General features: G+C 66.9%; 11 protein-coding genes. 9 read left to right on the top strand and 2 right to left on the bottom strand.

The genetic code is table 11. The annotated features are described in order from the left end of the window. The first annotated feature begins 159 nt into the window (after positions 1-159). From AB7M16_RS01740 to AB7M16_RS01705, 8 genes are all read left to right on the top strand, one after another. Positions 160-975, top strand: coding sequence for a sugar phosphate isomerase/epimerase family protein (locus AB7M16_RS01740; RefSeq protein WP_453942970.1), 816 nt, complete (start codon positions 160-162; stop codon positions 973-975). Between the two features lie 31 nt (positions 976-1,006). After that, positions 1,007-2,644 (top strand): ABC transporter substrate-binding protein, encoded by a 1,638-nt coding sequence (locus AB7M16_RS01735; RefSeq protein ID WP_453942969.1) that lies wholly within the window; start codon positions 1,007-1,009, stop codon positions 2,642-2,644. Positions 2,645-2,646: 2 nt separating this feature from the next. Next, positions 2,647-3,630, top strand: a complete 984-nt coding sequence (locus AB7M16_RS01730; protein WP_453942968.1) for an ABC transporter ATP-binding protein — start codon at positions 2,647-2,649, stop codon at positions 3,628-3,630. Continuing rightward, positions 3,627-4,613: an ABC transporter ATP-binding protein gene (locus AB7M16_RS01725; protein WP_453942967.1), complete on the top strand. Its 987-nt coding sequence runs from the start codon at positions 3,627-3,629 to the stop codon at positions 4,611-4,613. Before AB7M16_RS01730 ends, AB7M16_RS01725 begins: the two co-directional genes overlap by 4 nt. Further along, complete coding sequence (locus AB7M16_RS01720; protein ID WP_453942966.1) at positions 4,613-5,542, top strand: ABC transporter permease; 930 nt, start codon at positions 4,613-4,615, stop codon at positions 5,540-5,542. Before AB7M16_RS01725 ends, AB7M16_RS01720 begins: the two co-directional genes overlap by 1 nt. Beyond that, positions 5,539-6,399, top strand: coding sequence for an ABC transporter permease (locus AB7M16_RS01715; protein ID WP_172788924.1), 861 nt, complete (start codon positions 5,539-5,541; stop codon positions 6,397-6,399). Before AB7M16_RS01720 ends, AB7M16_RS01715 begins: the two co-directional genes overlap by 4 nt. Positions 6,400-6,687: 288 nt before the next feature. Beyond that, positions 6,688-8,538, top strand: coding sequence for a dihydroxy-acid dehydratase (gene ilvD / locus AB7M16_RS01710; RefSeq protein ID WP_439400566.1), 1,851 nt, complete (start codon positions 6,688-6,690; stop codon positions 8,536-8,538). A 397-nt stretch (positions 8,539-8,935) separates the two neighbouring features. Continuing rightward, positions 8,936-9,253 (top strand): hypothetical protein, encoded by a 318-nt coding sequence (locus AB7M16_RS01705; protein ID WP_172788926.1) that lies wholly within the window; start codon positions 8,936-8,938, stop codon positions 9,251-9,253. Positions 9,254-9,328: 75 nt separating this feature from the next. Here AB7M16_RS01705 and AB7M16_RS01700 read toward each other — a convergent pair whose 3' ends face one another. Both AB7M16_RS01700 and AB7M16_RS01695 read right to left on the bottom strand, forming a co-directional pair. Further along, positions 9,329-12,733 (bottom strand): autotransporter outer membrane beta-barrel domain-containing protein, encoded by a 3,405-nt coding sequence (locus tag AB7M16_RS01700; RefSeq protein ID WP_453942965.1) that lies wholly within the window; start codon positions 12,731-12,733, stop codon positions 9,329-9,331. Next, positions 12,669-13,229, bottom strand: a complete 561-nt coding sequence (locus AB7M16_RS01695; protein ID WP_175421765.1) for a hypothetical protein — start codon at positions 13,227-13,229, stop codon at positions 12,669-12,671. Before AB7M16_RS01695 ends, AB7M16_RS01700 begins: the two co-directional genes overlap by 65 nt. Here AB7M16_RS01695 and AB7M16_RS01690 point away from each other — a divergent pair. Then, the gene (locus AB7M16_RS01690) at positions 13,228-13,551 is read left to right on the top strand and encodes a hypothetical protein (protein WP_172788970.1); all 324 of its coding nucleotides are present in this window, start codon (positions 13,228-13,230) and stop codon (positions 13,549-13,551) included. The genes AB7M16_RS01695 and AB7M16_RS01690 overlap by 2 nt on opposite strands. Positions 13,552-13,565 lie beyond the last annotated feature (14 nt).

The raw sequence follows: 13,565 nt of genomic DNA, 5'->3' as shown, positions 1-13,565 counted from the left end.
CGGCATCTCTCGCAGCGATCGCCGCTGTCTCACTCGCCAACGCGCGCGGGCAGGAGATGTCCACATCTCGTCCGCGCTGCCGAAGACGGATTTCACCGGCCTGTCATTGAACTGGTCTAGCGCTGCTCTCCGTCATCGCTGACGACGAAGGAGCATGCCATGTCGAAGCCGGTGCTGGGCGCCGCATTATCCATCAAATCGATCCCTGCGCATCGCGACTGGCTTCTCGAAAAGCAGCGCGATCTGGAAATCCAGGACTTCTTCCGCGCCGATCTGCTCGATAGCGACTGGCGCGCAACCGCCGGCGAGATCAAGCAGATGCTTTCCGGTCACACCGGCCGGCTCGGCATCCACGGCCCGTTCTGGGGCTTCAAGATCGACAGCCACGATCCGATGATCCGCCAGGCCGTGACCAAGCGTCTGCTCCAGGGGCTGGAGGCCGCCGAGTTCCTCGGCGCCACGCAGATGGTGATCCACTCGCCGTTCACGACCTGGGACCACAACAATCTCGATCTCTATCCGGACAACCGCGCCAATATCGTCGAGCGCGTCAAGGCGACGCTGGCCGAGGTGATCGCGCGTGCCGAGACGATCGGCTGCGAGATCGTCATCGAGAACATCGAGGACAAGGACCCGCGCGACCGCGTGCGGCTCGCCAAGGCATTGGAGAGCAGCAAGGTCCGGGTCTCGCTCGACACCGGACACGCCAACTATGCCCACATCTCCACCGGCGCGCCGCCGGTCGATTATTACGTCGAGACCGCCGGCGACATGCTGACGCATGTGCACCTGCAGGACACCGACGGCTTTGCCGACAGGCACTGGGCGCCGGGCGAAGGCAACATTCCCTGGGTCGCCGTGTTCCGCGCACTTGGCCGGCTGACTTCAAATCCACGGCTGATCCTCGAACTCCGCAATCACGACGACGTCCGCAAGGGCGCGGCGCATCTCGGCGCGCTCGGTCTCGCCGAATAACAGACATCACCAAAGGGCAGGGGTCATCCTCATGAGCAAGCTCACCCGTCGCACCATCCTGAAATCCGGCGGCGCCGCCGCAGGCACGTTGCTGCTGCCGCGCTTTGCGATCGCGCAAGCCGACAACCGTCCATCAGTGACGATCGCGGTGCAGAAGGTCACCAATGCGAACGTGCTCGACGTGCTGCGCGAGCAGTCCAATGTCGGCGAGCGCGTGTTCTTCTCCTCGATCTGGGAAGGCCTGATCTCGAAGAACTGGCGCGGCAAGCTTGAAGCCGTGCCGGGCCTTGCCACCGAATGGCGCCGCATCGACGACCAGACGGTCGAGGTGAAGCTGCGCCAGGGCGTCAAGTTCCACAACGGTGACGAGCTGACGGCGGAAGACGTCGTGTTCACCTTCAGCCGCGAGCGCATGTTCGGCGAGACCGAGGCCAAGAACCGCTCCACCATCAAGGCGTTCGAGAAGATCCCGACGCCGCGCCCGGGCAAGGAGCTGCCGCCGGACGTCCCCGCGGTCGCCCGCCGCATCTGGCCGGACCTGGTGCGCGTCGATGCCGTCGACAAGTACACGGTGTGCTTCTACAACGCGACGCCCGACGTCACCATCGAGGGCCGGCTGTCGCGCTACGGCTCGGACATTATGAACCGCCGTGCCTGGGAAGAGGCGGCGAGCTATCTCGACTGGGCCCGCAAGCCGGTGACGACCGGCCCCTACAAGGTCGTGGAGCTCAAGCCCGACGTCTCGCTGACGCTCGAAGCCCATGATGAGTATTGGGGCGGCCGTCCGCCGCTCAAGCGCATCCGCTTCCTCGAAGTGCCCGAAGTCGCCAGCCGCATCAACGGCCTCTTGTCGGGCGAATATCAGTTCGCCTGCGACATCCCGCCGGACCAGATCGCCGGCATCGAGAAGAATTCCTCCTTCGAAGTGCAGGGCGGCACGATTCAGAATCACCGCCTCACCGTGTTCGACAAGAACCACGCCGTCCTCGCCAATCCACTCGTCAGGCGCGCCTTCACCCATGCGATCGACCGCCAGGCGATTGTCGACAGCCTGTGGGCCGGCCGCACCCGCGTGCCGAAGGGCCTGCAATGGGAATTCTACGGCGACATGTTCAACGCCGACTGGAGCGTGCCGGCCTATGATCCCAAGCTGGCGCAGGATCTGCTCAAGCAGGCCAATTACAAGGGCGACCCGATCCCGTACCGCCTGCTCAACAATTACTACACCAACCAGGTCGCGACCGCGCAGATCCTGGTCGAGATGTGGAAGTCGGTCGGCCTCAATGTGCAGATCGAGACCAAGGAGAACTGGTCGCAGATCATGGAGCGGGCGCCGACGCGCGCCGTGCGCGACTGGTCGAACTCGGCCGCGTTCAACGATCCGGTGTCCTCGCTGGTCGCTCAGCACGGGCCGAACGGCCAGCAGCAGCAGATCGGCGAATGGACCAATGTCGAGCTGAACACGCTCTCCGAATTCCTGGAGACGTCAACCGACCGCGCGGCGCGCAAGAAGGCGTTCCGCCGCATGCTGGAGATCGCCGAGCGCGAAGATCCCGCCTACACGGTGCTGCACCAGAACGCGACCTTCACGGCCAAGCCGAAATCGATCAAGTGGAAGGCGGCGCCCGCCTTCGCGATGGATTTCCGCGCCGGCAATTTCGAGGTCTGAAGGTGCCCCCGCTGGTCAGCATCGAGGACTTGCGCGTCGCCTTCAATGGCGTGCCGGTCCTGCGCGGCGTCGATATTACCTTGCAAAAGGGCGAGGCCATCGGCCTCGTCGGCGAGTCCGGCTCCGGCAAGTCGGTGACGTGGCTGGCCGCACTCGGCCTGTTGCCGAGGCATGCGCAAGTCTCGGGCTCGGTGCGGCTCGACGGGCGCCAGATTCTCGGCGCTCCGGCCGCCGAGCTCGACCAGGTCAGGGGCGGGCGCATCGCCATGATCTTCCAGGATCCGGCGAGCGCGCTCAACCCGGTGCTGACCATCCGCAAGCAGCTCTGCGAAGCGCTGGCGCTTCATCGCAATCTCTCCGGCAATGCCGTGAAGGCGGAAGCGCGGCGGCTGCTCGATCTCGTCGGCATTCCCGACGCCGGCCGGCGGCTGGAGGCCTATCCGCACGAATTCTCGGGCGGCCAGGTCCAGCGCATCATGATTGCGATGGCGCTGGCCGGCAATCCCGATCTCCTGATCGCGGACGAGCCGACCACCGCGCTCGATGCCACCATTCAGGCCCAGATCCTGGAGCTGCTCGCCACGGTCCGGCGCGAGCTCGGCATGGCGATGGTGCTGATCAGCCACGACCTCGGCGTCGTCGCGGAGAATTGCGACCGCGTCGCGGTGATGTATGCCGGCCGCATCGTCGAGCAGGCCCCGAGCAACCAGCTGTTCGCCGATCCCGTGCATCCCTATGCGCAAGGGTTGATCGGCGCGCTGCCGCCGCTCGATGGTCCGCGGCGGCGCCTCACCGCCATCCCCGGTACCGTGCCTGATCCCGCGCACATGCCCGGCGGCTGCGCCTTCGCGCCGCGTTGCGCGCTGGTCGCGGAATCATGCGGCCTTGCGGCGCCGAGCCTGGCGCCGATCGCCGATGATCGCAGCGTCGCCTGCATCCGCGCCGAGGCCTCCCGCCGCGCGCTGCTCGGGATTGCCGCCGAATGAGCCCGCCGCTCGTCGAGGTCTCCGCGATCTCGCGCACCTATGCGATGCGGTCCGGAATGTTCGGGCGAGCTGCGGCCGTGCATGCCGTCGACGGCGTGTCGCTGAGGATTGCCAGAGGCCAGACGCTGGGTCTCGTCGGCGAATCCGGTTCAGGAAAATCCACCACGGGCCGCATCGTGCTCGGCCTCGAGCCGCCCGACAGCGGCGAGGTGCGGTTCGACGGCAAGCCGATGGCCGCGCCTGGGACGACGGCGTGGCGCGCGCAGCGCGCGCGGGTGCAGATGATCTTCCAGGATCCGCTCGGCGCGCTCGACCGGCGGCTGCCGGTCGCAACGCAGATCCGCGAGCCGCTCGACATTCACGGCCTCGGCACGCCCGCGATGCGCGAGGAGCGCGTCCGCGAGCTGCTGCGCGCCGTCGAGCTCACGCCGGCACATGGCGCGCGTTATCCCGGCGCGCTCTCCGGCGGCCAGCGGCAGCGCATCGTGCTGGCCCGGGCGCTCGCCACGAAGCCGGATTTCCTGGTTTGCGACGAGCCGGTCAGCGCGCTCGACGTCTCGATCCAGGCGCAGGTGGTGAACCTGCTCTGCGATCTCCAGGCGCAGCTGGCGCTGACGCTGCTGTTCATCAGCCACGATCTGCGCGTCGTCCGGCAGATCAGCAATGTCGTCGCCGTGATGTATCTCGGCCGCATCGTCGAGATCGGCAGCGCCGACGATCTGTTCGCGCGGCCCGAGCATCCCTACACCCAGGCGCTGGTCTCGGCTTCGCCCGCACCGGGCCGCCGCAGCGCGGGCCGCATCGTTCTGGCAGGCGATCCGCCGAACCCGGCCGCGCGCCCCACAGGCTGCGCCTTCCATCCGCGCTGCCCGCGCGCCATCGCGCGCTGTGCGAGCGAGGTGCCGGCGCTGTCCGCCGTCGGCGGCGACCGGCAGGTCGCCTGCCATCTCGTCACCGGCGCTGCGACACGGGACGCCGCGTGATGGGACGTTATTTCGCCATCCGCATTGGACGCGCCGCGCTCACGATCGTGCTCGTCGTCACCTTCGCCTTCGTCGTGTTGCGGCTGTCGGGCGATCCCGCGCTGATGATTTTGGGACCGGAGGCGCCGCCTGAGGTGCTCGCGGCGTTTCGCAAGGCCTGGGGCCTCGATGATCCGATCTGGGCCCAATATTTCGACTATTTCGGCGCCATTGCCAAGGGCGAGCTCGGCCGCTCCATGCGCGATGGCCGGCCCGCGATCGAGCTCGTGCTCGAACGCATCCCGGCCACGCTGGCGCTGACGCTGCCGGCGTTCTTTTTCAAGGTCGCACTCGGCATTCCCGCCGGGATCTACGCGGCGCTGCATCGGGGCTCGGGGATCGACCGCGCCGTGATGATGACGGCGGTCGCCGGCTTCACCGTCCCAAGCTTCGTGCTCGCGCTGCTGCTGGTGCTCGTCTTCGCCGTGCAGCTCGGCTGGCTGCCTTCGGGCGGACAGGACAGCTGGCGCCACGCCATCCTGCCGATCGCAACGCTCAGCCTCGGCGGCGCGGCGGTGCTGGCGCGCTTCACCCGCAGCGCCATGCTGGAGGTGCTGGGCCAGCCCTATATCCGCACCGCCTCCGCAAAAGGCGTGCCGTGGCGCAAGGTGGTGACGTCGCATGCGCTGCCGAACGCGGCGATCCCGACCGTGACCATCCTCGGCTTCATGGTGGGCACGCTGATCGCCGGTGCCGTCGTGGTCGAGAGCGTGTTCGCCTGGCCGGGAGTAGGGCGCCTGCTCGTCGTTGCGGTTGCCAATCGCGACCTCGCCGTCGTGCAGTGCATCCTGCTGCTGGTTGCGATGACCATGGTGACGTCCAACCTGATCGTCGATTTCCTCTACGGCTTCCTCGATCCGCGCCTGCGCAGCAAGGGAGCCCATGCATGACCGACGCGACGCTGAAGGATACGTCTGTCCGCCGCCGCATCAGCCTGCCGGCCATTCCGGTCTCGGTTGCGCTGGCGGTCAGCTGGATCGTCGCGATGCTCCTGATCGCGGCCTTCGCGGAGAAGATCGCGCCTTACGGCTTCACCCAGCTCGACCTGCGCAACCGGCTCGCTGCGCCCGGCAACGCCGCGCACTGGCTCGGCACCGACGAGCTCGGCCGGGACGTGCTGTCGCGGCTGCTCGTTTCCATCCGCATCTCGCTGCTGATCGCCTTCGGCGCCACCGCGATCTCGGCCGTAGCAGGCACCACGCTCGGCTTCCTCGCCGCGCATTTCCGCGGGGCCGTCGAGCAGCTCGTGCTGATGCTGTCCGACTTCCAGGCCAGCATGCCCTTCCTGATCATGGCGCTGGCCGTGCTCGCCTTCTTCGGCAATTCGCTGCCGCTCTTGATCGGCCTGATGGGTCTGTTCGGCTGGGAACGCTATGCCCGCATCGCACGCGGCCTTGCCATCTCGGCCAATGCGCAAGGCTACGCCGCCGCCGTCCGCCAGTTAGGCGCGACGCCGTCGCGGATCTACCTCCGGCACATCCTGCCCAACATCGCCTCGACCCTGATCGTCTCGACGACCCTGGTCTTCCCCGAGGTGATCCTGATGGAATCCGGCCTGTCCTTCCTCGGCCTCGGCGTGCAGCCGCCGATGACCAGCCTCGGCAACATGGTCGGCTACGGCCGCGAATATCTGACCCGCGCGCCCTGGATCATGCTGGCGCCGGCGACCACCATCGTCGTGACCACACTGGCCGTCTCCGTCATCGGCGACTGGCTGCGCGACCGGCTGGATCCGACGCTGCAGTAAGGCGCCGACGCCCCCACCGTCATTCCGGGGCGCGCCGAAAGGCGCGAACCCGGAATCCATCGTCCCGCGGGTGCTGCCGCCCGATGGATTCCGGGTTCGATGCTGCGCATCGCCCCGGAATGACGGAGAGCAAGACGGGCGACAAAAAGCCCGCGCCGGGAGCAGAGGAGCCCTGTCCAGCCCAAGTTCCCGTTGCGCCCGCCGGGTCCGTGCGCTATCCGGCCGGAAAGGCCTGAGGCGGCTCCACATTTTCCCGCCCGGCCCGCAAACCCGAGGACGGAAACCGCCATGCCAGCCTATCGCTCCCGCACCACCACCCACGGCCGCAACATGGCGGGTGCCCGCGGCCTCTGGCGCGCGACCGGCATGAAGGACGCCGATTTCGGCAAGCCGATCATCGCGGTGGTCAATTCCTTCACCCAATTCGTGCCCGGCCACGTCCACCTCAAGGATCTCGGCCAGCTGGTCGCCCGCGAGATCGAGCAGGCCGGCGGCGTAGCCAAGGAGTTCAACACCATCGCCGTCGATGACGGCATCGCGATGGGCCATGACGGCATGCTCTACAGCCTGCCGTCGCGCGAACTGATCGCCGACAGCGTCGAGTACATGGCCAACGCGCACTGCGCCGACGGCCTCGTCTGCATTTCCAATTGCGACAAGATCACGCCGGGCATGCTGATGGCAGCGCTCAGGCTCAACATCCCCGCCGTGTTCGTCTCGGGCGGGCCGATGGAGGCCGGCAAGGTCAAGCTGGCCGGCAAGACCAAGGCCGTCGACCTCATCGACGCCATGGTGGCGGCGGCCGATAGCAAGGTCAGCGACGACGACGTCAAGGTGATCGAGCGCTCGGCATGCCCGACCTGCGGCTCCTGCTCGGGCATGTTCACCGCCAATTCCATGAACTGCCTGACCGAGGCGCTCGGCCTCGCGCTGCCCGGCAATGGCTCGGTGGTCGCAACCCATGCCGACCGCAAGCGCCTGTTCGTCGAGGCCGGCCACACCATCGTCGATCTGGTCCGCCGCTATTACGAGCAGGACGATGCATCCGTGCTCCCGCGCAACATCGCCAACTCTAGGGCGTTCGAGAATGCGATGACGCTCGACATCGCCATGGGTGGCTCGACCAACACCGTGCTGCATCTGCTCGCCGCCGCCCATGAAGGGCAGGTCGAGTTCACCATGCGCGACATCGACCGGCTGTCGCGCCGCGTGCCCGTGCTCTGCAAGGTCGCCCCGTCCGTCGCCGACGTGCATGTCGAGGACGTGCACCGCGCCGGCGGCATCATGGGCATTCTCGGCGAGCTCGATCGCGCCGGGCTGATCGACACCTCTGTTACGACCGTGCACGCGCCGACCATGAACGAGGCGCTGGAGCGCTGGGACATCAAGCGCACCAAGAGCGAGACGGTGCGCACCTTCTATCGCGCCTCGCCCGGCGGCATCCCGACGCAAGTCGCCTTCAGCCAAGAGCGACGCTACGACGAGCTCGATGCCGATCGCGAGAAGGGCGTCGTGCGCGACCTCGAACACGCCTTCAGCAAGGACGGCGGTCTCGCCGTGCTCTACGGCAACCTCGCGCAGGACGGCTGCATCGTGAAGACCGCCGGTGTCGATGCCTCGATCCTGAAATTCTCCGGCCCCGCGCGCGTGTTCGAAAGCCAGGACGCGGCGGTCGAAGGCATTCTGGGCGGCAAGGTCGTCGCCGGCGAGGTCGTCGTGGTGCGCTATGAAGGCCCGCGCGGCGGCCCCGGCATGCAGGAGATGCTGTATCCGACCAGCTATCTGAAATCGATGGGCCTCGGCAAGGCTTGCGCGCTCGTCACCGACGGTCGCTTCTCCGGCGGCTCGTCCGGCCTGTCCATCGGCCATCTGTCGCCGGAAGCCGCCGAAGGCGGCAACATCGGCCTCGTGCGCGACGGCGACCGCATCGCCATCGACATCCCGAACCGCAGCATCAGCCTCGAGGTCTCCGACGAGGAGCTCGCCAAGCGCCGCGCTGCGGAGGAGGCGAAGGGCGATGCCGCTTGGCAGCCGGCCAACCGCAAGCGCAACGTCTCCACCGCGCTGCAGGCTTACGCCGCGCTCACTACCAGCGCCGCGCGCGGCGCGGTGCGCGAGGTGAAGCGGCGCGGCAAGTAAGCGCCTGATCGGCACCAAAAGGCTGGATCGAAGATCTTCGGAACGACGCGCGGCTCCGCGCGAGCACGCGCATGCGCCGTTGCAGGAAACGCGAAGCCGAAGCGGAGATTCGGAAAGAACGGCTCCCGCCTCCCCGGGGGGCGTGGGCTGGTTGGGTGGGGAGCGGGAGCCGTTTGCGCAGTGGGCACCCGACGTGCGGGCTCGCCCGCCAGGCACCGTCAACTTAGTGCATTTGTCCACATTTCGCTATTTAATTTCTATTAATTTTATTTTTATTTGTTATTTAATTGTGCCATTGTGAAAAATCGTCGAAATCCCTTTTTCCGAATTCGGCCGAGGCGGTCGCCGTATCGAGATCCGTCCGCACAAGTCCGGATTTCCAGTAGCGGAGTTAGCCATGAGTCATTCTCCCTCACTCGTGCCGCAAATCACGACAGACCGGGACGTCTATCTCGTGCTCGATGACTTCGGCCGCCGGCTGGGCCGGGCTTGGTGTGAGACGGCCGAGGAGGACGCCAATCGCGCGACCCTGCTCAGGCATCTCGCCGAGGGGCAGTATCTCCATCCCACACGTATCGTGGCCTTCAATACCGCGGAGGGATGGTCGCGGGATGCCACCGCCGAAATCGCCGATGAGCTGCGCCGCCGCTTCGTCGAGCTCGAGGAGACCGATCCCTCGCTGCTGGAGTTCCTGGAAAGAGCAGCGAGGCGTTGAAGCTCGATTGTCGAGGGCCGTCGCGACGGCGCTGCAGGCCAGGCCGCGCTCAGCACCAGCGGCGCGCGAAGTAGGCTAGAACGCCCAGGAGAATTTGCCCTTGGCAGCGTGATCGGTGACGGTGTTGCCGATCTGGCCCACATAGGAGAGGCCGACCGTGATGTGTCGGCCGAACGAAAGATCGAAGCCCGCTTCGGTGAGCAGCGAGTCGCGCGCGATCGGCGCGCCGGCGATCGTGAACGATGCCGGCGCGACCTGGAACGCCATCACGGCGGCCGGGGTCACGTTGTTGAAGGCATGCTGCCAGGCGACGGTCGCCCTCGGGATCAGCGTCATGTCGAGCGCCAGTGGCACGAAAGTGGCGGCGCGCGCGCCGAGCGTCGCATAGCCGGTTTCGAAGGTCTGCGCCGCAACGTTCAGTGCCGCCGGACCGCCGAGCTCGGCGGTCGCATCGGTATGCACGCGCACCCACGCGGCCCCAGCGAAGGGCTCAAACGCCACCTTGCCGAATGCGACGCCGTAACCGAGCTCGCCGAAGATCTGCCCGGTGCTGCCGTCAGTCCGCGAGGTCAGGCGATCGGCCAAGCCGACGATGTTCACCATCCGATCGGTATCGATCTTGTGCAATGCATAGGCGCCACCCGCCCGCAGATTGATGTTGCCGAAGCGCCAGCCGCCATAGCCGGCGATGTGGGCGGTATCGACGTTCGAAGAGCCGCGACCGTCGAGCAAGTTCTTGGTGCCGGTATAGCCTGCGGCCAGGCCGAGACGGCCGGCGCCGCCGACGCGCGTATCGAAGCCAGTGATGAAGCCGGCGAGATCACGCCGCACGCCGGTTGCATTGCCGTCGCCGCTGAACGTGCCCCAGGCGCCCAGGCCCTGAGCCCAGAACACGGTGTCGGAGATCGGCCGCGGCGGCGCCATCGGCGCTTTGGTCGCCACAGGCGATTTGCCGTAGGCGAGGGCGGTCTCCATGGCGTAGGCGGCGAACGCGGTCTGGGGGCCGCCAAGCGAGAACGCGCCCATGGAGTCCATGTCACCGCCATACGAGGCCTGCCGCAAGCGGCCGAGGATCGCGCCGCGCATTGCCAGGCTGTCGTTCGCCAGAGTCCCGACCGTGGAGGCGTGCACCTCGCCCGACAATTGATCCAGCGCGGCGTTGAGCTGCGGCGAAGTCAATCCGATCAGCGCCGAGAATGCGCTGCTGCCGCCGAGAAAGGCGGAATCGACCGCGCCTGCGGTCGCGATCTGGTTGCGGGTGCCGTTGACCAGGAACGGCGAGACGAGCGCCTGGTCGAGCACGAGATAGACGTTATTCGCGTCGTACTCGATATGCGGCCGCGTGGCGCCGAAATTGCCCGAAACGGTCAGCGCTCCGAAGGTCCCGCCGAGTGTGCCCGCGGCGTTGAGCACGGTGTAATGCGTGCCCGCCGTATAGGCCCCGCCGGTGCCGATGGCGCGCAGCGTGCCGGCGAGGGTCGCGTTACCGGTCACATTGGTGCGGTCCGCCGTGGCCGGCGAGACCTCGACGACGTAATTGCTGCCACCGGTGAAGGTGAGATTGCCACTCACCGTCATCGTGCCGATCGAGTTGCCTGGCGCGAGCGAGCCGCCGGCGTTGATGATGGTCGACGACACCATGCCGGTGCCGCCGAGCGTGCCGCCGGCATTCACCGTGAAGCCGCCGGTCGAGGTCATGTCGCCGTTCACCGACAAGGTGCCGCCATTGATCGTCACGAATGCGGTCGTCGTCGACGTTCCCGTGAGCGCCCAGTTCGAGGAGCCCGTCTTATCGATCAGCCCCCAGCCGGTGTCGATCTGGCTTGCATTGAACATGTTCGCCCCCGTGCCGGAGAAGCGGATCGTATCGGCGCCGCTACCGACGACCAGGCCGGTGAGCGTGGCGCCGGGGCCCTGCATCTCCAGCGTGCTTCCGGCGTTGTCGAACCGCACCGCCTCGAAAAACGCCGCGATCGTGCCGGCATTGACGATGGTCGTGGCGCCGAAGGCACGGACACCTCCGTCCCCGCTGATGGTGCCGAAATTGTTGATGATGTTGTTCGTGCCGTTGACCGTGATGCCGATGAACTGGGATGCGGCGACGGTCGCGCCCGCGGCGATGTTGATGGTCGCGCCGCCGCTGCCGGATGCAGTCGCGCCGATGCCCGGGGTGGTGAAGCCCCCGGCGCTGCCGAGGACGGTGCCGGCATTCACGTTGACGGTGATGCGGCCATCGACGGCATTGGCGATGATACCGCCGCCGAAGGGTCCTTGGATGTTGCCGGACGTGGTAATGTTGATGTTGCCGCTTCCGGCCGTGGCTGCGTTGATGCCCGTCGATGCGACATCGATAGTGCCGCTGCTGGTGATGGTGATATCGCGGGAATTTGCGGCGTTGGAGATCACTGCGTTGATGCCGATATCGCCTCCAGTGATCGCACCCGCCTGCTGCACGGTCACGGCTCCGGTGCCGCTCGTGTCGGCCTGGATGCCGTAGGCTGCCGGGTCGGTGAGCGTGATCGCGCTGGTGGATGCCGTGTTGACCGCGACAGTCCCTGATCCCGTCGGGCCGATGCTTGCGATGATGCCCCGGTTGGTCGCGAAGATTGTGCCGCCGGTCTGGTTGACGTTGACGTCCCCATTGCCCGTGGCACCGAAGGCGGACGCCAGGATGCCGGTCTGGAACGACGTGGCGGCGCTGGCGCCGCCGATCGTGGCATTCGAACTGACGGTCAGGGCTCCGGTCCCGAAGATGTCGAGGCCTCTGTTGGCGGTGGCGCCGCTCGCGTTGATGATGGCGCCGTTGCCAGTCCATGCCACGGACACGTCACCGCCGCTGAGCAGCGCGCCGCCGCCGCCCGGCCACAGCGTCGTCAGCGACCCGCCGTTCAGGGCCAGGTTGATCGCGTTCGACGCGGACGCGACAATGGCGGTCGACCCCTGGAAATTCGGTGTCACGGGCGTCCCGCTAGTCCCGATGGTGATGCTGCCGGAGGCGAGGAAGGTGAGACCGGGCGAATTGCCAGCCAGGTTGTTGGCGCTGCCGTTGCCGGAATAGGTGATGCTGCCGGCGCTGGTGCTGACGGCTAGCGCACTCGCCGGCTGATTGGTGGTCAGGGTGCCGTTGTTGACGACGTTGACGTCGCCCCCGCTCGCGGCGATGGCGAGCCCATAGCCACTGACCGTCTGGCCGGCATTGATTGTGGCGCTCACCGAACCCGTGCTGAACGCCTGGGTCCGGTCGGTCGATGAGGCGCTTGCCGCGTTCGTATTGACCGTGTTCGTCGTGACCGTGCTGTTGCAGGTGACCGTGTTGGGACCAGCCGTCACGGCGCAGGCGGCGAGGGCGCTGCCGGGATGCGCGGCGACGATTGCGATGGATGCGGCCGCGAAGACCGCAAGCAGGGCAGACTTGTTACCAGATGAGAGCTTGCCGCCCAAGGCGCACCGGTCGCGCCGCGACACTGACCAAAGATGCATTCGCCAACCCCTGCCGACAGCTCAGCAACCCTAAGGTGCCGGCCGACGATTCTTTGCGGCGGATCATGTCAGATCCGGCCACGCGGGTCAGCAGGGTGAGCCGCAACCTGGGCGAGATAGATGCACAAGTTGCGGTCATCAACCGCGAGGATTGACGGATTTTCGGCGGGTGTGATCCCAGAGCCACGCGGACGGGCGGCCCGTCATTCGGCCCGATGCGGTCGGCGCGCGCGCCGCGATGCCGATCCGAGATCGCCTTTGCGCGTTCTGAAGGCGCCGCGTCATCTGTCCTTCGCGCGATGGTCAATGAGTTCTGAACGTCCGGCGAAAGCGTGCCATTCGCATTAAGGATGCCCTGATGAACTTCAGCAGCCCTGGATTTTGCGGCGTATACTCGCGGCCACCTTCGCAAATCCATTTCGGGCAACTGGGGCACCACCGCAATGTCTCGTACTCTCGCCGTTGTCTTCTCCACGGCCGTCGCCGCGATTTCCATGACGGGCGCAGCCTCCGCCGGCTGCTACAATTGCTACACGCCGCCGCCGTGCACGACCTGCTATCAGCAGCAATACGTGCCGCCGCAATACCGCACCGTCGACGAGACCGTGATGGTCTCGCCTGGCTCCGTCGTCGCGCATCGCACGCCGGCGCAGTATCGCACCGTGATGGTGCCGCAGACCGTGATGGTGGCGCCGCCGGGCGTCCAGTACGAGCGCATCCCGCCGCAATACGCCACCCGCCAGCGCGTCGAGATGGTCTCGCCCGGCTATTCCTATTACGCCCCGGTGCAGATGAACTGCGCATCGTGCGGCTACTGACGCCCGCGCAAGAG

This window comes from Bradyrhizobium sp. USDA 372 (assembly GCF_053629095.1).
This window is presented reverse-complemented; position numbering and strand designations above follow the sequence as displayed.